The sequence below is a fragment of the Methylobacterium aquaticum genome (assembly GCF_001043915.1).
GTDB classification, from domain to species: Bacteria; Pseudomonadota; Alphaproteobacteria; order Rhizobiales; family Beijerinckiaceae; genus Methylobacterium; species Methylobacterium aquaticum.
The window spans coordinates 1-18,434 of the sequence record NZ_LABX01000021.1 but is presented as its reverse complement, the minus strand read 5'-3'; the positions used below and the strand labels follow the sequence as shown (position 1 = coordinate 18,434).

The window sequence follows — 18,434 nt, the reverse complement described above, 5'->3', positions numbered from 1 at the left end:
ATGTTCGACAAGATCCTGATCGCGAACCGGGGCGAGATCGCGCTCCGGATCCTGCGGGCCGCGAAGGAGCTCGGCATCGCGACGGTGGCGGTGCATTCCACCGCCGATGCCGACGCCATGCACGTGCGGCTCGCCGACGAGAGCGTGTGCATCGGGCCGCCGCCGGCCCGCGACAGCTACCTCAACATCCCGTCGATCATCGCCGCCTGCGAGATCACCGGCGCCGACGCGGTGCATCCGGGCTACGGCTTCCTGTCGGAGAATGCCCGCTTCGCCGAGGTTTTGGGCCATCACGGCATCGGCTTCATCGGCCCCAAGGCCGAGCACATCCGGGTGATGGGCGACAAGATCGAGGCCAAGCGCACGGCCAAGCGCCTCGGCATCCCCTGCGTGCCCGGCTCCGAGGGCGGCGTCACCGATACCGACGACGCCAAGCGCATCGCCGCCGAGATCGGCTACCCGGTGCTGATCAAGGCCGCCTCCGGCGGCGGCGGCCGCGGCATGAAGGTCGCCCGCAGCGAGGCCGATCTCGAGAACGCCCTGATGACCGCCCGCACCGAGGCGAAGGCCGCCTTCGGCGACGACGCGGTCTACATCGAGAAATACCTCGAGAAGCCACGCCACATCGAGGTGCAGGTCCTCGGCGACGGCCGCGGCAACGCCATCCACCTCGCCGAGCGCGATTGCTCGCTCCAGCGCCGGCACCAGAAGGTGTGGGAGGAAGGCCCCTCCCCGGCGCTCAACGCCGAGATGCGCGAGCAGATCGGCGGCACGGTCGCCCGGGCGATGCAGGAGCTGAGCTATCTCGGCGCCGGCACGATCGAGTTCCTCTACGAGGACGGGCAGTTCTACTTCATCGAGATGAACACCCGCATTCAGGTGGAGCATCCCGTCACGGAGATGATCACCGGAATCGACCTCGTCAACGAGCAGATCCGGGTGGCGGCGGGCGCCCCGCTGTCGGTGCGCCAGGAGGACGTGCGGGTCGAGGGCCACGCCATCGAGTGCCGGATCAATGCCGAGCATCCGGCGACCTTCCGGCCCTCGCCCGGCACGATCACCTATTTCCACCCGCCGGGGGGCCTCGGGGTCCGCGTCGATTCGGCGGCCTTCCAGGGCTACCGCATCCCGCCGCATTACGATTCGCTGATGGGCAAGCTCATCGTCCACGGCCGCACCCGCAACGAGTGCCTGATGCGGCTGCGCCGGGCCCTCGACGAGTTCGTGGTCGCGGGCGTCGACACGACCCTGCCGCTGTTCCGCACCCTGGTGCGGAACGCCGACATCCAGAACGGCCTCTACGACATCCACTGGCTCGAGGAATTCCTCAAGACCGGCGGGCTCGAGATCGGCTGAGGCCGAGCACGACCGCAGGGGCGGCGCGCATCGGAGAGCGGCGTTCGCCCTCGGGTTGTGGCGGGGGACATCGGCCAGGCGCCGGTGGGGCCCGCCATCGACGAGATCACGGCGGCCCTGACGGTGCGCAAGGGCCTGCCGCGGCATGGCCCTGCATCCCGGCCGAGCCCGGTGCGCTCCTCATCGGCCTGCCATTTCGAGCTTCGCCAGTTCGACCTGCGCCCGCAGCTCGATATGGGCGAGAAGGTCGTCGAGGCGGGGATCGCCGGTGCTGCCGCCGCGCTCGGCGAGGCGGGCGGCGATGGCCTTCAGGTCGGCGGCGGCGACGCGGCCGCCGAGCAAGGCGGCCTTGAGGCGGTCGAGGGCGTCGAGGAGGTCGTGGCCGCGCTTCGTCGCCCGGCGACGGCGATCGGCGGCGATCTCGTCCTGGCTCTGGAGGGTCAGGATGGCGCTCAGGCTGGTCAGCGGCATGGCGCTGCCGGCGCTCACCGGCCCGCGGGCGCCATCCAGTCCGAGGGTGAACACGCCGCCTGCCGGCAGGGGGCGCGAACCGGCTCCCGACAGGGGAGCGGCCGCGAGGCGGGTGTCGACGCGCATGGGATTTGGGTCCGGGTCACAGGGTTCTCTGTTGGCCCTGCAAACCTCGCCCCGGTATGGTGAATGCGCCGTAAACGAGGCGGCAGAAGTTGCCGCCGGGGCGAAAACGACCGGGTCGGGATCGCCCGCCGGTCCGGCGATCGCGAAACGGATCGGCAACCTTACCAGACACTTACGCCTCCGGTCGGCGCTGGCACGGTCCTGGCAACCGGATCTCCCGAGTTTCGGGACCCTGCCATGCGCCTTCGCCTCCTCGTCCTCGCCTTCCTGGCTCTTGTCGCCGCCCAGCCCGCCCTCGCCCTGTCGCGGGTGAAGGACCTGGCCAGCGTCGAGGGCATGCGGATCAACCAGCTCGTCGGCTACGGCATCGTCGTCGGCCTCAACGGCACCGGCGACACGCTCAACAACGCGCCCTTCACCAAGCAGTCGGTGCAGGCGATGCTGGAGCGGCTCGGGGTCAACACCCGCGGCGCCACCATGCGGACCGCCAACCTCGCCGCCGTGATGGTGACGGCGAACCTGCCTCCCTTCGCCGCGCAGGGCACGCGGATCGACGTGACGGTGTCGTCCCTCGGCGACGCCAAGTCGCTCCAGGGCGGCACGCTCCTGGTCACGACCCTGCTCGCCGCCGATGGCGAAGCCTATGCGGTGGCCCAAGGCTCGCTCGCCATCGCGGGCTTCCAGGCCGAGGGCGACGCCGCCAAGATCACCCGCGGCGTGCCGACCAACGGCCGCATCGCCAACGGCGCGGTGATCGAGCGCGAGATCGCCTTCAAGCTCAACGAGCAGAAGTGCCTGCGCCTGTCGCTGCGCAACCCCGACTTCACCACCTCGAAGCGCATCGCCGCGGCGATCAACGACTTCATGGGTGCCGACACCGCCGAGCCGACCGACCCGTCCACGGTCACGCTGCAAGTGCCGGCGCGCTACCAGGGCAACATGATCCGGCTGCTGACCGAGGTCGAGCAGCTCAAGGTCGAGCCCGACCAGGCTGCCCGGGTCGTCGTCGACGAGCGCTCCGGGATCATCGTGATGGGCCGCGACGTGCGGGTCTCCACCGTGGCGGTGGCCCAGGGCAACCTCACCGTCACCATCACCGAGCAGCCGCAGGTGAGCCAGCCGGCGCCGTTCTCCAACGGCGAGACCGTGGTGGTGCCGCGCACCGCCCTCAAGGTCGATGCCGGCGAGAAGAACAAGCTCGCCCTGGTCAAGGAGGGCGTGACGCTGCGCGAGCTGGTCGATGGGCTCAACGCGCTCGGCATCGGCCCGCGCGACCTGATCTCGATCCTCCAGGCGATCAAGGCCGCCGGCGCGCTGCAAGCCGACATCGAAGTGATGTGACGCCCGTCCCTCCTCCTTCTTCCGACACGAGGTTCACGCCGATGCTTCCCCTCGCTTCCCTCGCGGCCTCCGCCGGCCTGGCGGTCGGCCAGGCCCTCGCCGGGGCCGTCTCCTCCGGCCTGTCGGGCACCGCCGACGCCGCCAAGGCGTCGCCCAGCGGCGACAAGAGCAAGATCCAGAAGACCGCCAAGGACTTCGAGGCGATGTTCCTGGAGCAGAGCCTCGACGTGCTCAACCGCTCGCAGGGCACCGACGGGCCGCTGGGCGAGAACGGCACCGGCGGCGGCGTCTACCGCTCGATGCTCAACAAGGAATACGCCCAGTCGATCGTGCAGAGCGGCGGCATCGGCATCGGCGACCAGGTGATGCGCGAGATGCTGCGGCTCCAGGGAGGCGCGAATGGCTGAGACAGCCCGTCCCGCGCCGGTCGCTGACGCCGCGGCCGCCGAGCGCCTGGTCGCCGAGACGCTCGGCACCATGCGCGACCTCGAAGCCCTGCTCGGACGCGAGTGCGACCATATCAGGGTCGGGCGCCTCGCCGAGGGCCTGGCCGAGGCGCCGCAGAAGACGGCGCTCGCCGGCGCCTATCTGCAAGGCTTGCAAGCCGTGAAGGCGAATGCCGTGGCGCTCGCCCGCTTCACCCCCGAGGGCGTCGCGGCGCTCCGCGAGGCCCATGGCCGGTTCTCCGACGCGGTCGCGGCCAACCAGGCGGTGCTGGCCACCGCCCGGTCGATCTCCGAAGGACTGTTGCGCAACCTCTCGACGGAACTCACCCGCAGGGCCGAGCCGACGGGCTACGGCACCCGTCCGGCGCCCTCCCCCTACGGGCACCGCCGCAGTGCGCCCCTGGTGCTGTCGCGCAGCCTGTGACGCGTCAGCGGCTGGTGCCGAGGCGGATATAGGCCCGGGCCGGGCCGTACTCGGTCTGCGTGCGGGTATCGATCGCGACCTGGCCGGATCCGCTGACCACGCCCCGGGCCGCCCCGTCGAGGCCGGCCCCGGAGCGGGCGTGAACCGGCGTGCCGGCCTCGGCCCGCACCCGGCCGCTGATCCGCGTACAGGCACCGCCGGGCGTGACGCGGATGAAGCCCGGCCCTTCGTGCGGACAGGTTTCGGGCGCCTTGGCGATGGGCAGGTCGCGCAGGTCGAGGGCGTGGGCGGGCGCCGCCAGGAAGGAGGCGGCCAGAAGGGCGGCTGCCAGGGCCATCGGTATCGCGCGCATGCCGCTCCTCATGTTCGGGGCAAGAAAAGCATGGCGGGGGCTCGCACGCCAGGGCGTGGGGGACACAAGGCGTCGCACGCAATCCCATGCGGTCCGCAGCACCCGTCGTTAGTTGCCGCGCAGGTCTTCCCTCTCCCTGCGGGCGCGCAAAGCGGCCGTTTCCCCGCTCGGGAGACGCTGCGAGCGGAGGCGAAAGCCGGAGCGCGGGTGAAGGACCCTCGGCCACCGAGACTCTCCCGGACACATTCCCGCACCCTCACGGCGAACCTGCGGTTCACCAGTCCCTGGATGCCGTCGGTGCTTGGGCCTCTCGAAGGAACGACATCGGGCTTGCCCGAATTGCCCCTGATGGAGGCGTTCCAGAACCTCGTCACGTCCAATCAGACGCGCGGGGTCGACCTGTAAGCAGAGGACGAGCGCGACGCCTTCCGGCTGGAGACGGCCAAGTGCGAGATGAGCCACAAGGAGCTGCCGATGGCAGGCTTCACCCTCTATCGTCTATTGCAAACAATTCCCGATGCTTAAGCGATGAAATTCACCGTTAGTGGCCGTCTCGACGAAGTCATGCTGATCTTCGACGAGCAGGCCACGCCCGAATACGTGCATGAGGTCGTCATCCCCGGGGAGGGCAATGGGACGCTGGTCTGCGCCGTGCTGCTGCATAACGCGCGGGTCGTGGGGCTCAAGCTCCCGCGCCTCGCGGCCGTGACACCGGAGCTGGCGGATGCCATCAAGGCGCTCACCGCGCTGCCGGCGAAAACCCATGGACGGATCCTGCTGGCGCCGCCGGCGGGCACGAACACGCCGCCCCGCTACGACGATCCCCAGGCCCTCCAGGAATAGGCCATGCGCGTCATCTCGGCCGCGGTCGTCGCGTGCAGATCCCGAACAGTCCAGGAATCTGTCGGGAAGAGTGGAAATCCGCGCCGCCCCTGACGTGGATCAGCCCGGGGACGCCTCACCCAACGCAAAGCTCGAAAATCTCCTCCGCCTGCCTGACCGTCATCTTCCGCGCCGCCGGGCTCGCGATGATGGTGCGGTCGTGGGCGCTAGCCGGGTCGAAGTCCTTCGCGGCGATGCCCGCATAGAGGCCCGGCACGGCGCGACGGGCCATCTCGCGCACCCGGTCGCGGGGCAGCTGCTCGGGGGTGAAGCGCGTGGGGAAACCGAGATCGGCGTAGAGCGCCCGGACCGCGTCGGCGCAGGCCGCGATCGTCTCCTGGCGCGACAGGCCCGCGGTCTCGACCTCCAGCGCCTCGGCCAGCGGCCGCACCTTGGCGGGCAGGACCGCGAGGTTGAACGCGATGACGTGCGGCAGCAGCACCCCGACGCCGTAGGGATGGGGCAGGTCGAGATGGCCTTCGAGCGGCAGCGACAGGGCGTGGCCGTGGCCGAGCCGGGCGTTGCCGCAGGCGATGTTGGCCATGCACGAGGCCATGAGGTTGTCCGCGCGGGCCCGGTCGTCATCGGCATTGATCGAGGCGCGTAAGGACGCCGCCTGGAGCCGCACCGCGGCGAGCGCCACCGCGTCGGTGAGCGGCGAGGCGATGCCGCTCACATATGCCTCGACGCCATGGGTCAGGGCATCGACGGCGGGCAGCGCCGCCACGTGCATCGGCAGCGAACTTAAGGTCACGGGATCGAGGATCGCCGCGTCGGGGAAGCTCAGGGGGCCGCCGCCGAGGAGCTTCAGGTGGCGCACCTCGTCCTTCACGATGGTCCATTGCGACACCTCCGAGCCGGAGCCGGCGGTGGTCGGCACCATGATCATCGGCAGCGCCTTGCGGTCGAACTGCCCGACGCCGGTGCACTCGGCCATGGGCTTGTGGTTCGTCGCCACGATGGCGATGCCCTTGCCGGTGCACATCACCGAGCCGCCGCCGATGCAGACCACGCCGTCGATGCCGTCGCGGCGGACCCGATCGCCCTGGTCGTCGATATGGGAGCAGCGGGCATCGATCCCGCATTCGTCGAAGCGCGCCACCGCGATGCCAGCCTCGGTCAGGGCCGCGAGGGCCTCGGCATGGAAGCCTTGCGCCGCGATGACCGGATCGGACACGACCAGCACCCGGGTCATCGTCAGGTCGCGGGCGAGCGTGCCGAGGGTGGCGAGCGCGCCGCTCCCCGAGACGATGCGGGTCGGCATGTAGAAGCTGGTGATCATCGGCGTCTCCTCGGGGAGCGGGGCGCCTGTCGCATCGGGCCCTCGCGATCGTGCCGGCGGTGTCGCCCGTCCGCGGGCGCGCCGTCCAATACAAAGATCGCGCACGAGCCATAGCCGGCGACGATGACGGGGCGCCGCATCCCGGGTCAGCGGCCCGACGCGGCCGGGCGTGCCGCACTGGGACTTGCCCTCTCGGAACTTGCCCGATCCGAACTTGCCATACCGGGAAACGATGGCGCGACCTTGCACAAACTATTGGACGGCGATTGGTCTGAACCACGATATCATCGGGGCCAACACGCACCGCCCCGACGCCCGCCAACGGGCGCGAGACCGGCGGATACCGCCCCGAGGAAACGCCGATGCCCCGCACCCCCTGGACGCGCCGTCTCGCCGTCACCGGCCTGTTCGCCACGATGCTGACCGCTCACGCCGCCGCCGCCGAGACGCCGCTGCGCATCGGCGTGATCGAGGATCTGTCGGGGATGTATTCCGGCAATGGCGGGCCGAACATGGTGCTCGCCGCCACGATGGCGGCCGAGGATTTCGGCGGCAAGGTGCTGGGCAGAGCCGTCGAGGTGATCGGCGTCGACCATCAGAACAAGCCCGATATCGGCTCCAGCCTCGCCCGCCAGCTCGTCGACCAGCGCGGCGTCACCGCCTTCGTGCTCGGCGGCGCCAGCTCGGTGGGCCTCGGCGTGCAAGCCTATGCCAAGGAGCGCAAGATCACCACGCTGGTGACCGGCGGCTACGCCTCGCAATTCTCCGGCCCCGGCTGCTCGCCCTACGGCACGCAATGGGTGCCCTCCACGGGCGAACTCGCCAACGCGGTGGCGGGTGCCGTGGTGCAGGGCGGCGGCAAGTCCTGGTATTTCATCACCGCCGATTACGTGTTCGGCCATGGCCTCGCGGCGGATGCCGGCAAGGCCGTGAAGGCCGCCGGCGGCAAGGTGGTCGGCGAGATCCGCCATCCGCTCGGGGCCACCGACCTGTCGTCGCAACTGATCCAGGCCCAGTCCTCCGGCGCCGACGTGATCGGGCTCGCCAATGCCGGGCCGGACCTCGTCAACACCATCAAGCAGGCGCGGGAATTTGGCATCACCTCGAAGGTGGTGGCGATGCTGGTCTTCACCAACAACACCGTGGCGCTCGGCCTCGACGCGGCGCAAGGCATCCGCATGGCCGTGAACTTCTACTGGGACGCCAATGATGCGAGCCGCGCCTGGGCCAAGCGCCTGATGGCCCGCAACGGCAACGTGGTGCCGACGATGGGCCATGCCGCCGCCTATTCCTCGGTGCGGCACTACCTGCGGGCCGTCGAGAAGGCCGGCACCGACGAGGCCGGCGCCGTCAACCGGGCGATGAAGGAGCTGCCGATCGACGACGGCTTCTACGGCAAGCCGCGCATCCAGGCGAATGGCCGGGTGGTGATGGACATGATGCTGGTCGAGGTGAAGAGCCCGAAGGACTCCAAGACCAAGGCCGATCTCTACCGCGTCGTCGAGACGATCCCCGGGGACACGCTGTTCACCCCGGCCGACAAGAGCGGCTGCCCCCTGACCACCGCCGGTTGACCGGAACTCCCGCGATGAAGCTCTACGCCAACCCGACCTCGCCCTTCGTGCGCATCGTCCGCATGGCGCTGATCGAGAAGGGCCTGAACGAGGCCACCGACACCATCATCGTCGATGCCTGGGCCGACGATCCGGCCTTCCTTGCCGCCAACCCGGCCGGCCGCGTGCCGACCCTGATCACCGATGACGGCGCGCGGCTGACCGAGGCACTGCTGATCCTGAGCTACCTCGACGCGATCGGCACCAGGCCGGCCACGCTGGCGGGCGGGCCCGCCGCCCTCTCGGCCGCCGGGGTGGCGATCGGGGTGTTCGACGCCGCGGTGGCGGTGATCATCGGCCGCAAGTCGGCGCCGGACTTCGATACCGGCCTCGTCGGCACCAAGCGCTTCCGCACCATGCGGGAGGGGCTGCGGCGCCTCGATGCGGTGTTCGACACCGTGCGGCAGCCCTTCGGCCTGCCGGCGATCGCCGCGATCACCGCCCTCGACTATCTGGAATTCCGCTTCCCCGACCACGATTGGCGCGGCCTCTGCCCGGGAGTCGCGGCGTTCCGCGACGCGCAGGCCGACCGTCCTTCGGTGCGGGACACCGTGCCGCGCGGATAAGCGCTCCTCCATCGCGCCCCATGCAGTCCCCCGTGACCTCCGTTATCGTAGGTCTGACGGACAGGAATCCGGCAGCCGCGACGAAGGCCGGGGATCAGGGGGGAACCGGCGCGATGGAGCTTCGCCATCTTCGCTATTTCGTCGCGGTGGCCGACGATCTCAGCATCACCCGGGCGGCGGAGCGGCTGAACATCGCGCAGCCGGCGCTCAGCCACCAGATCAAGAGCCTCGAGACCGAAGTGGGCACCGCCCTGCTCCAGCGCCTGTCGCGCGGAGTGGCGCTGACCGAGCCGGGCCGCGCCTTCGCGGACGATGCCCGCGCGGTGCTGGCCGCCGTCGATGCGGCGAAGAGCCGGGCCTTGCGCATCGCGAGCGGCGATGTCGGCCAGATCCGCATCGGCTTCACCTCCTCGGCCTCGTTCCACCCCCTGGTGACCGGCGCGATCCGCGACTATCGCCGCGCCTATCCGGACGTGCAGGTCGAGTTGCTGGAGGAGACGACCGCGAGCCTGCTTGCCGCCTTCCGGGCCGGCCGGGTCGACGTCGCCTTCATGCGGCCGGGCGAGGGCGAGGTGGACGATCTGTGGGCCCGCCACCTGTTCGACGAGCCGATGGTGGTGGCGTTGCCGACGACGCACCGGCTCGCCGCCGAGGCCGGGCCGGTGGGCCTCGCGGCTCTCTCGCACGAGGGCTTCATCGTCTATCCGCGCCGCAACGGGTGGGCGCTCTACGACGGCATCATGGCGGCCTGCGCGGCAGCCGGGTTCTCGCCGCGCATCGCCCAGAACGCGCCGCAGCTCGCCTCGGTGGTCAATCTCGTCGCCACCGGCATCGCGCTGGCCATCGTGCCGCGCTCGATGGCCCGGCTGGCCACCGAGGGTGTGCGCTATCGCGAGATCCGTGGCCCGGCCCCGGTCGCGCCCATGACCCTGGTGCGCCAGCCGGCGCCGGAGATGCCGCATCCGCGGATCTTCACCGATCTGGTGCTGGCCCGCGTGCGGGGCGAGGGTGGCGAGTGATACCATCGGCCCAAGATGCTGACGCATCGGGCCGATGAACCATCTCAAATTTTCGATGCCAAGCCAGAGGCTTGACGAAAATTCGCGAACGGAACCAAAGGTCGTTTCCAACGACCGTTGGTATGACACCAACGATCGTTGTCGACGAGCGCGGGCATGCGTTCTGACACCGGCTTCGCCGTCCCCGGCGGATGAACCGAGGCGGTGAGTGCTTGCACTGGTGACAATCGACGATGGTTTTCGCTCTGGCGCGGGCTCCCTCGCCCTCGCGGCGAGCCTGCGCCTCGCTGCGGGCTCGCTGTGCCCCCTCAGCGGGAGCACAGCCCTCTCGGAGAAACCCCGCGCCTCGTCCCGTCACCGCATGCCGCGCTCAGCGCGGGCTCACCCTCCGATCCCGTGGCCGCCTCACGCGGCCCGGACCGGCCGCACCGGCACCTCCTCCTCCAGCGCTGGCAGCGTGTCCATCACGCGGGTCGCCGGGAAGGTGACGATCACCTCGGTGCCCTCCCGCGGGCGCGACTTCAGCTGGAAGCCGCCGCCATGCAGGTCGACGAGGCCCTTCACGATCGGGAGCCCCAGACCCGATCCCTGCTCGGCGGTCTTGATCGCGAGGGAGCCGCGGCCGAAGGACGACATCACGGTGGGAATCTCCTCCTCGGGGATGCCGGGACCGGTATCCTTGATGCTGACATACTGCCCGCCCGACGAGGTCCAACCGACCTTGATGGTGATCTCGCCCCCGGGCGGGGTGAACTTGACGGCGTTCGACAGCACGTTGAGCACGATCTGGCGCACGGCGCGCTCGTCGGCCCAGAGCCGCGGCAGCGTGGGGTCGATCAATTCGCGGAAGGTCTGGTTCTTGGCGCGCGCCCGCAGGGTCATCATGTGCCGGCTTTCGTCGACCACGTAGGCGAGCTGGAGCGCCTCCTCGTTCAGCTCGTAGCGCCCGGCCTCGATGCGCGAGAGGTCGAGAATCTCGTTGATCAGGTTGAGCAGGTGCAGGCCGCTGTCGTGGATGTCGTTCGAGTATTCCCGGTACGAGGCCGAGGAATGAGGGCCGAACACCTCGTTCTTCATTACCTCGGAGAAGCCCAGGATGGCATTGAGCGGCGTGCGCAGCTCGTGGCTCATGGTGGCAAGGAAGCGGGACTTCGCGAGGTTGGCCTCCTCGGCGCGCCGGCGCGCCTCGTCGGAATTGGCCTTGGCCTGTTCCAGCTCGCCGAAGATCGCGTCCTTCTCGGCCCGCGACTGCAACGCGGACACCGTCGAGGCATGCAGGTGGTTCGACAGGAACAGGAAGAAGAGCTGCGCGCAGACCGCCATGCCGACGAGCAGGACCGCTTCCGCCTCGCGCGACACGAGCAGGAGGGCCGCGGTGGCGGCGCTGAGCGGCAACAGGCCCGCATAGGCGGCGAGCGGCACCGTGGCGGCCAGCATCGTGGTCACGGCGGCCACGATGACGAGGACGAACATCACGAAGGTGCGGGCGTTGGCCGCCTCGACCTGGAACAGCATCAGCACCAGCAACGCCCAGGCGACGCTCTGGACCGCCTCGCCGACGATCACCCGCCGGCGCGAGGCCGGCAGCGACAACGCATCCGGATCCTGCCGCAGGAAGGCACGCGACACGGCGGTGTTGCCGGCGATCACCGCGAGCACCCCGGCACACCACACGCCGCTGAGGACCACGGGCGCCCAGAACACCGAGGCCGCGGCGATGCAGCCGACCAGCACCATCAGCGGCAGGAAGGCACCGATCCGGTACTGGGCGTAGACGCGCAGCAGTTCATAGTCGAAGGCGCGTTCGAGCCCGATCGAGGAGGTCAGCCGCTCGCGGGCGGAGCGGACGTCCCGCGCGACCTTGCGCCGTCTCGCCGCCTCCTCCGCCGTCGGGCCGCGCCCGCGCTGAACCATTTCCGCCGTGACTTCGGACATCGCGATCGGGTCGTGCCGCTCCCTCGCCACAACGGAGCAGTGTCGACGACGAGTCGGATCGCGGTTCGTCGCCGACACTGCGGCAAAATCAAAGACTTGGAGCATCGCCCGATGGACCGGCCACCGGGCGATGCTCCAGACCGGCGGCCGGTACGGGAGAGGCTGACCGAACTTCGTTAAGGTCCCCCTGCCGGGATCCGGCGAATGCGACACAGCCGGCCGTCTCGCCCTGCCGCTGCGGCACGCGCAGGGGGTGCGCTGGCGCACATCGGCCCGGCTTGCCGAGAGTACAGGTGCAGCCGCACACACGCAGGACTGGAATCTTTCCAGCCTCTCGTCGGAAGCGCACGATGACGAAGCTCACCCTCAACGGCCGGACCTACGAGGTCGAGGCCGATCCCGAGATGCCGCTGCTCTGGGCGATCCGCGACCACCTCAACCTCACCGGCACCAAGTATGGCTGCGGCATCGCGCAATGCGGCGCCTGCACGGTGCATCTCGACGGGCAGCCGGTGCGCTCCTGCCAGACCCGCCTCGGCGACGTCGGCGAGGCCAAGATCACCACGATCGAGGGGATTGCCGGCCCGGTGGCCGAGGCGGTCAGGACCGCCTGGCGCAAGCTGGACGTGGTGCAGTGCGGCTACTGCCAGTCGGGCCAGATGATGTCGGCGATCGGCCTCCTCACCGAGAACAAGGCGCCCAGCGACACCGACATCGACACCGCCATGGACGGCAATGTCTGCCGCTGCGGCACCTACCAGCGCATCCGCGCGGCGATCCACGACGCCGCCCGCTCCCTCGCCTGACCGGGACGCCGCCATGCTGACCTCTCGCATCACGACACGGGACGACGTCGTTCCGTCCCGCCGCGCCTTCCTGCGCGGCACCGCCGCCGCCGGCGGCGCCCTGGTGATCGGGCTCCATCTCGATCCGAGGGGCGCGCGGGCCGCGGGCGGCCCCGACCTGTCCAAGGCCCCGGCGAAGCCGAACGCCTTCGTGCGGATCGCCGCCGACGACACCGTGACGGTGGTGATCAAGCACCTCGACATGGGCCAGGGCAACACGACGGGGCTCGCCACCATCGTGGCCGAGGAACTCGACGCCGATTGGGCGCAGATGCGCGCCGCCTTCGCGCCGGCCGATGCCAGCCTCTACAACAACCTCGCCTTCGGGCCGATCCAGGGCACCGGCGGCTCGACCGCGGTGGCGAATTCCTGGATCCAGCTGCGCAAGGCGGGAGCGGCCGCCCGCGCCATGCTGGTCGCGGCCGCCGCCCAGGAGTGGAAGGTTCCAGCCGGCGAGATCACGGTCGAGACAGGCGTTCTGCGCCATCCGAGCGGCAAGGAGAGCCGGTTCGGGGCGCTGGCGGCCAAGGCCGCCTTGCAGCCGATCCCCGAGAACCCGGTGCTGAAAGACCCGTCCGCCTTCCGGCTGATCGGCACGACGCTGCCGCGGCTCGATTCGGCTGCGAAGACCGACGGCAGCGCGCGCTACGCCCTCGACATGCGCCGGCCGGGCCAGCTCACGGCGCTCGTCGCCCGGGCGCCCCGCTTCGGCGCGACGCTCAAGAGCGTGGACGACAAAGCCGCCAAGGCGGTGCCGGGCGTGGTCCAGGTCGTGCGCATCCCGAGCGGCGTCGCCGTGGTGGCCAAGGACACCTGGTCGGCGATGCAGGGCCGCAAGGCCCTGACGCTCACCTGGGACGATGCCGGCGCCGAGCGGCAATCGACGGACTCGCAACAGGCCGCCTACAAGGCGATGGCCGACAAGCCCGGCCTCGTCGCCTCGAAGCGGGGCGATGCGGCCGGCGCCATCAAGGGCGCCGCCAAGGTGCTGGAGGCGGAGTTCAGCTTCCCCTATCTGGCCCATGCGCCGATGGAGCCGCTCAACGCCACGATCGAGCGGGCGGGCGACGGCTCCTACGACATCTATGCCGGCTCGCAGTTCCAGACCATCGAGCAGGCGGTGGTGGCGGGCATCCTCGGCACGACCGCCGACAAGGTCCGCATCACCACGCTCTGGGCCGGCGGCTCGTTCGGCCGGCGCGCCACCGCCTCCGCCGACTACATCGCCGAGGCCGCCGCGATCCTGAAGGCCACCGGCGAGACAGCCCCGATCCACCTGGTCTGGACCCGCGAGGACGACATCACCGGCGGCTATTACCGCCCCGCCGCCTATCACCGCATCCGCGCCGGCCTCGATTCCAAGGGGGCGATCACCGGGTGGGAGCACCGCATCGTCGGCAAGTCCATCATCATCGGCACCGCCCTCGAGGCGATGATGGTGAAGGATGGGGTCGACGCCACCACGGTCGAGGGCGCGTCCGACACCCCCTACGCCCTGCCGGCCTACCGGTTCGAGGTCCATAATGCCCGCGAGGGCGTGCCGGTGCTGTGGTGGCGCTCGGTCGGTCACTCGCACACCGCCCAGGCGATGGAGGTGTTCATCGACGAACTGGCCCATGCGGCGGGCCAGGACCCGGTCGCCTATCGCCTCGGCCTCCTGAAACAGGCGCCGCGCCTCTCCGCCGCCCTGACGCTCGCCGCCGAGAAGGCGGGCTGGAGCGCCCGCGAGCAAAAGCCGGGACGGGGCTACGGCGTCGCCGCGCACGAGTCGTTCGGCTCCTACGTGGCGATGGTGGCCGACGTGACGGCGGAGGCCGGCAAGGTGCGGGTGAACCGGATCGTCGCGGCGGTGGATGTCGGCGTGGCGGTCAACCCGGACATCGTCCGGTCCCAGGTCGAGGGCGCGGTCGGCTTCGCGCTCTCGGCGGTGCTGCGCAACAAGATCACCTTCAAGGACGGCGAGGTGCAGGAGACGAACTTCGACGCCTACGAGCCGACTCGGATGAGCGAGATGCCGAAGGTCGAGGTCCACATCGTGCCGTCGGCCGCCGCGCCGACCGGCATCGGCGAGCCTGGCGTGCCGGTCCTGGGCCCGGCGATCTCCAACGCGGTGTTCGCCGCCACCGGGCAGCGCCTGCGCTCGCTCCCCCTCGACCTCACGGCGCTCCGCGGCGTGTGACCGCGCACCACTCGCTTAACCATCGCCCTATATGAAGGGCATGACTTCCAGTTTTGGACCCGAGACGACTTCAGGGTGCGGCGCGAGCCGCACCCTTTTTTCATCCGCGCCCGACTTCGCCGAGACCGCCGAGCGGGTGCGCGCCTGCCGGCTGTGCCGCGACGCGCCGTTCCACGGCCGACCGCTCCCGGTCGAGCCGCGGCCGATCGTCCAGGGCACGTCCCGGGCGCGGATCTGCATCGCCAGCCAGGCCCCGGGCAACCGGGCGTTCCAGAGCGGGCGGCCGTTCCAGGACCCGTCCGGCGCGCGCCTGCGCGCCTGGCTCGGCCTCGACGAGCCGGCCTTCTACGATCCCGATCTGGTGGCGATCGTGCCGATGGGCGCCTGCTTCCCCGGCCACGACGCCAAGGGCGGCGACCTGCCGCCGCGGCGCGAATGCGCCGAGACCTGGCGGGCGCCCCTGCTCGCCGGCCTGCCGGAGCTGGAGCTGATCCTCTTGATCGGGCAATACGCGCAAGCTTGGCATCTCGGCCGCCAGCCCGGCGGCCTCACCGGCACGGTGGCGCGCTGGCGCGAGATTTTTTTGGAATCGTCCCGGCACCCCCGCCTGCTGCCCCTGCCGCACCCGTCCTGGCGCAACACGCCGTGGCTGAGGAAGCATCCGTGGTTCGAGGCGGAGCTGTTGCCGGTGTTGCGGGCGGAGGTGGCACGACTAGCGGCGCGGGCTTGATTCCCGGACGCGGTCCCACGATGGGGTGGGGTTCGACACACCTTTTGCGTGACGGAGGTCCCGTGCCCGAGCCCATCAGCCCCCGCGACCGCCTGATCGTCGCCCTCGACATGGCGAGCACCGACGAGGCCGAGCGCCTGATCGACCGGATCGGCGACGCCGCGTGCTTCTACAAGATCGGCTACCGTCTCGGCTATGCCGGCGGGCTCACCCTCGCCGAGCGGCTGGTCGGGGGCGGACACAAGGTCTTCCTCGACCTCAAGCTCCACGACATCGGCAACACCGTCGAGGAGGGGGTGCAGTCGCTGGCCGGGATCGGCGCCACCTTCCTCACCGTGCACGCCTATCCCCAGACCATGCGGGCGGCGGCAGCTGGGCGCGACAAGGCGGGGACCGGTCTGAAGATCTTAGGCGTCACGGTGCTCACCTCCTACGACGACGCGGATGCGCAGGAGGCCGGCTACGCGCTGCCGGTCGCCGATCTCGTCGCCGCGCGGGCCGCCGCGGCCGCGGCAATCGGCATCGACGGCATCGTCTGCTCGGCGGCGGAAGCCGCGCAGGTGCGGGCGGTGATCGGGCCCGACCGGCTGATCGTCACGCCCGGAATCCGGCCGGCCGGCACCGCCATCGGCGATCAGAAGCGGGTGGTGACCCCCGCCGAGGCGATGCGGTCCGGCGTCGACCATATCGTCGTCGGCCGGCCCGTCACCGGGGCCGCCGACCCGCGCGACATGGCCCGGCGCATCGTCGACGAGATGGCGGCGGCGCTGTAGAACTCACTCGATAACAACGGGAGGAGCCTCATGGCGAAGGGATACTGGGTCGGGCGCGTCGACGTCTCGAAGCCTGACGCCTACAAGAACTACGTCGCCGCCAACGGCGCCGCCTTTGCCCTGTTCGGCGGGCGCTTCCTGGTGCGCGGCGGCGCCTTCGAGGCGGTGCTCGGGTCGAGCCGCGCCCGCAACGTGGTGATCGAGTTCCCGAGCTACGCGCAGGCCCTCGCCTGCTGGAACTCGCCCGAGTACCAGGCCGCCCGCGCCAAGCAGGAGGGCGGCGCCGAGATCGACCTGATCGTGATCGAGGGCTACGACGGCCCGCAGCCCGGCGACGGCTGACCGGCCGGACGAGCGATCGGGGCCCGTGCCAGACGCCGCGCTCGGGCGGCGTGCCTCACCTGCGCCCGGCGCGGCTTGACCGCTGAAGGGTCGCGCACCACCTCCGCGCCAGCCTGTGCGGCGAGCCCCGGAGCGGCGGATGATCGACCTCTACTACTGGACGACCCCCAACGGTCACAAGGTGACGATGTTCCTGGAGGAGGCCGGCCTCCCCTACACCATCAAGCCGATCAACATCGGCAAGGGAGAGCAGTTTCAGCCGGACTTCCTCAGAATCGCCCCGAACAACCGCATCCCGGCGATGGTCGATCACGAGCCGGCCGGCGGCGGCGCTCCGGTCTCGCTGTTCGAATCGGGCGCGATCCTGCTCTACCTCGCCGAGAAGACCGGCCGCTTCATCCCCGCCGACCTGCACGGCCGGGCCGAGGTGCTGCAATGGCTCTTCTGGCAGATGGGCGGCCTCGGGCCGATGGCCGGGCAGAACCACCACTTCACCCAATACGCGCCAGAGCCGGTGCCTTACGCCATCGACCGCTACGTCAACGAGACGAACCGGCTCTACGGCGTGCTCGACCGGCGGCTCGCCGACCGCTCCTTCGTGGCGGGCGAGGATTACAGCATCGCCGACATGGCGATCTATCCGTGGATCGTGCCGCACGAGCGCCAGCGCCAGAACCTCGACGACACCCCGAACCTGAAGCGCTGGTTCCACGCCATCGCCGAGCGCCCGGCCACCAAGGCGGCCTACGACAAGGCGGCCGGCATCAACCAGCAGCCGACGATGTCGGAAGAGGCCAAGAAGATCATGTTCGGCCAGACGGCCGCCAACACCAAGCGCTGAGCGGAACGTGGCGGCGGGCGGCATGTCGGGCCGGGGCTGGCGCAGGACCCTGCGCCTTCTCCTGACGGTCGTGCCGCCCCTCGTCGGGGTGGTGCTGATCGGCCAGGCGGTGGTGGACTCGATCGGCGGCGACATCCGCCGCTGGCAGTTTGTGCTGGGAGCGGCCTGCCTGTGCCTGACCTTTGCCGCGCGGCTGGTGCCGGAAGAGTGACGGTTCGGCCGGTCACGCCAGCCAGGCCGCTCGCCGCGCGGCGAGCGGCCCCGGATGTTCCCGAGAGGTGCCCATGCGCGACAATCCGGAGCGGAGCCGGTTTGAACTCCAGGTGAACGGCGAGGTCGCTTATGCCGATTATCGTCGCCAGCCCGGCACCCTCGTCATCGCCTACGTCTATGCGCCGCCGGCCCTGCGCGGCACCGGCACCGCCGACAGGCTGATGCAGGGCGTGGCCGAGACCGCCCGGGCGGAGGGCATGCGGATCCGGCCGCTCTGCGGCTACGCGGCGGCGTGGCTGCGGCGCCACCGCGAGCACCGCGATCTGGTCGGCTAAGCAGATTTCGCCGAAGTGGTCACCGGTTCGGCGACAAGAATCTGCGACAAAACAAGACCCTAGAGCATTTTCCGACGAAGTGGATACCGGTTCGTCGTAGAAAATGCGGCAAAATCAAAGAGCTAGAGCGTTTTCCGTTCATGTAGAAATTGCCGAGCTTGGTTATGAATAGCCGAGCTCTTATATGGGTGTCGTCTGATTGATGTTCACCCCCCCCGGCGTGTGAGGAGGAGCCATGCCGGCTGCCCTGTCCGTCGATCTCCGTTGTCGGGTCGTCGCTGCATTGGAGCAAGGCCTGTCATGCTCGCAAGTGGCAGAGCGGTTTGGCGTCAGCCCGGCGAGCGCCAGCCGCTGGCGTGCCCG

Annotated in this window: 21 protein-coding genes; 17 read left to right on the top strand and 4 right to left on the bottom strand. The window is 70.2% G+C overall.

What is annotated here, in order from left to right:
• Positions 1-1,356: an acetyl-CoA carboxylase biotin carboxylase subunit gene (accC, locus tag VP06_RS02840; protein WP_048462326.1), complete on the top strand. Its 1,356-nt coding sequence runs from the start codon at positions 1-3 to the stop codon at positions 1,354-1,356.
• A 180-nt stretch (positions 1,357-1,536) separates the two neighbouring features.
• Here the strand turns inward: accC and VP06_RS02835 are convergent, their stop codons facing one another.
• A complete protein-coding gene (locus VP06_RS02835; RefSeq protein ID WP_048462325.1) occupies positions 1,537-1,953 on the bottom strand; it encodes a flagellar assembly protein FliX in 417 nt (138 codons plus the stop codon).
• A 237-nt stretch (positions 1,954-2,190) separates the two neighbouring features.
• Here VP06_RS02835 and VP06_RS02830 point away from each other — a divergent pair, with 237 nt between their 5' ends.
• Genes VP06_RS02830 through VP06_RS02820 form a run of 3 tightly spaced genes read left to right on the top strand, consistent with a single transcriptional unit; the run spans position 2,191 to position 4,164 of the window.
• A complete protein-coding gene (locus VP06_RS02830; protein WP_048462324.1) occupies positions 2,191-3,294 on the top strand; it encodes a flagellar basal body P-ring protein FlgI in 1,104 nt (367 codons plus the stop codon).
• Positions 3,295-3,335: 41 nt separating this feature from the next.
• Positions 3,336-3,701 (top strand): rod-binding protein, encoded by a 366-nt coding sequence (locus VP06_RS02825; RefSeq protein ID WP_048462323.1) that lies wholly within the window; start codon positions 3,336-3,338, stop codon positions 3,699-3,701.
• On the top strand, positions 3,694-4,164 hold the full coding sequence (locus VP06_RS02820; protein WP_048462322.1) for a hypothetical protein: 471 nt from the start codon (positions 3,694-3,696) through the stop codon (positions 4,162-4,164). The genes VP06_RS02825 and VP06_RS02820 overlap by 8 nt, the downstream gene beginning before the upstream one ends.
• 4 nt (positions 4,165-4,168) lie before the next feature.
• Here the strand turns inward: VP06_RS02820 and VP06_RS02815 are convergent, their stop codons facing one another.
• On the bottom strand, positions 4,169-4,516 hold the full coding sequence (locus VP06_RS02815; RefSeq protein ID WP_048462321.1) for a porin family protein: 348 nt from the start codon (positions 4,514-4,516) through the stop codon (positions 4,169-4,171).
• A gap of 564 nt (positions 4,517-5,080) precedes the next feature.
• Between VP06_RS02815 and VP06_RS02810 the strand changes: the two genes are divergently transcribed.
• Positions 5,081-5,359: a hypothetical protein gene (locus VP06_RS02810; RefSeq protein WP_048462320.1), complete on the top strand. Its 279-nt coding sequence runs from the start codon at positions 5,081-5,083 to the stop codon at positions 5,357-5,359.
• A 115-nt stretch (positions 5,360-5,474) separates the two neighbouring features.
• Here the strand turns inward: VP06_RS02810 and VP06_RS02805 are convergent, their stop codons facing one another.
• A complete protein-coding gene (locus tag VP06_RS02805; protein WP_048462319.1) occupies positions 5,475-6,680 on the bottom strand; it encodes an iron-containing alcohol dehydrogenase in 1,206 nt (401 codons plus the stop codon).
• A gap of 362 nt (positions 6,681-7,042) precedes the next feature.
• Between VP06_RS02805 and VP06_RS02800 the strand changes: the two genes are divergently transcribed.
• The 3 genes from VP06_RS02800 to VP06_RS02790 all read left to right on the top strand — a co-directional run bounded on the left by VP06_RS02800 (position 7,043) and on the right by VP06_RS02790 (position 9,878).
• The gene (locus tag VP06_RS02800; RefSeq protein ID WP_048462318.1) at positions 7,043-8,254 is read left to right on the top strand and encodes an ABC transporter substrate-binding protein; all 1,212 of its coding nucleotides are present in this window, start codon (positions 7,043-7,045) and stop codon (positions 8,252-8,254) included.
• A 14-nt stretch (positions 8,255-8,268) separates the two neighbouring features.
• Positions 8,269-8,859, top strand: a complete 591-nt coding sequence (locus VP06_RS02795; RefSeq protein WP_048462317.1) for a glutathione S-transferase family protein — start codon at positions 8,269-8,271, stop codon at positions 8,857-8,859.
• 113 nt (positions 8,860-8,972) lie between these two features.
• Entirely contained in the window at positions 8,973-9,878 is a 906-nt protein-coding gene (locus VP06_RS02790) for a LysR substrate-binding domain-containing protein (RefSeq protein ID WP_048462316.1), read from the top strand.
• Positions 9,879-10,283: 405 nt separating this feature from the next.
• On the opposite strand, the gene VP06_RS02785 is transcribed toward VP06_RS02790, so the two are convergent.
• Complete coding sequence (locus tag VP06_RS02785; RefSeq protein WP_048462328.1) at positions 10,284-11,813, bottom strand: sensor histidine kinase; 1,530 nt, start codon at positions 11,811-11,813, stop codon at positions 10,284-10,286.
• Between the two features lie 350 nt (positions 11,814-12,163).
• Between VP06_RS02785 and VP06_RS02780 the strand changes: the two genes are divergently transcribed.
• The 9 genes from VP06_RS02780 to VP06_RS34305 form a co-directional block, all read left to right on the top strand.
• On the top strand, positions 12,164-12,619 hold the full coding sequence (locus tag VP06_RS02780; protein WP_048462315.1) for a (2Fe-2S)-binding protein: 456 nt from the start codon (positions 12,164-12,166) through the stop codon (positions 12,617-12,619).
• 13 nt (positions 12,620-12,632) lie between these two features.
• On the top strand, positions 12,633-14,837 hold the full coding sequence (locus VP06_RS02775; protein ID WP_048462314.1) for a xanthine dehydrogenase family protein molybdopterin-binding subunit: 2,205 nt from the start codon (positions 12,633-12,635) through the stop codon (positions 14,835-14,837).
• A gap of 40 nt (positions 14,838-14,877) precedes the next feature.
• Positions 14,878-15,567 carry a uracil-DNA glycosylase family protein gene (locus VP06_RS02770; protein WP_082167117.1) on the top strand — a complete coding sequence of 230 codons (690 nt, stop codon included), beginning with the start codon at positions 14,878-14,880 and terminating at the stop codon, positions 15,565-15,567.
• A 62-nt stretch (positions 15,568-15,629) separates the two neighbouring features.
• Positions 15,630-16,340 carry an orotidine-5'-phosphate decarboxylase gene (gene pyrF, locus VP06_RS02765; protein ID WP_048462312.1) on the top strand — a complete coding sequence of 237 codons (711 nt, stop codon included), beginning with the start codon at positions 15,630-15,632 and terminating at the stop codon, positions 16,338-16,340.
• A gap of 30 nt (positions 16,341-16,370) precedes the next feature.
• The gene (locus VP06_RS02760) at positions 16,371-16,682 is read left to right on the top strand and encodes a DUF1330 domain-containing protein (protein WP_048462311.1); all 312 of its coding nucleotides are present in this window, start codon (positions 16,371-16,373) and stop codon (positions 16,680-16,682) included.
• A 139-nt stretch (positions 16,683-16,821) separates the two neighbouring features.
• Complete coding sequence (locus VP06_RS02755) at positions 16,822-17,523, top strand: glutathione binding-like protein (protein ID WP_048462310.1); 702 nt, start codon at positions 16,822-16,824, stop codon at positions 17,521-17,523.
• 22 nt (positions 17,524-17,545) lie between these two features.
• A complete protein-coding gene (locus tag VP06_RS02750) occupies positions 17,546-17,734 on the top strand; it encodes a hypothetical protein (RefSeq protein ID WP_048462327.1) in 189 nt (62 codons plus the stop codon).
• Positions 17,735-17,807: 73 nt separating this feature from the next.
• Entirely contained in the window at positions 17,808-18,071 is a 264-nt protein-coding gene (locus tag VP06_RS02745) for a GNAT family N-acetyltransferase (protein ID WP_197093111.1), read from the top strand.
• A gap of 235 nt (positions 18,072-18,306) precedes the next feature.
• Positions 18,307-18,434: helix-turn-helix domain-containing protein (locus tag VP06_RS34305; RefSeq protein ID WP_156295422.1), on the top strand; the 128-nt coding region annotated here is incomplete at its 3' end.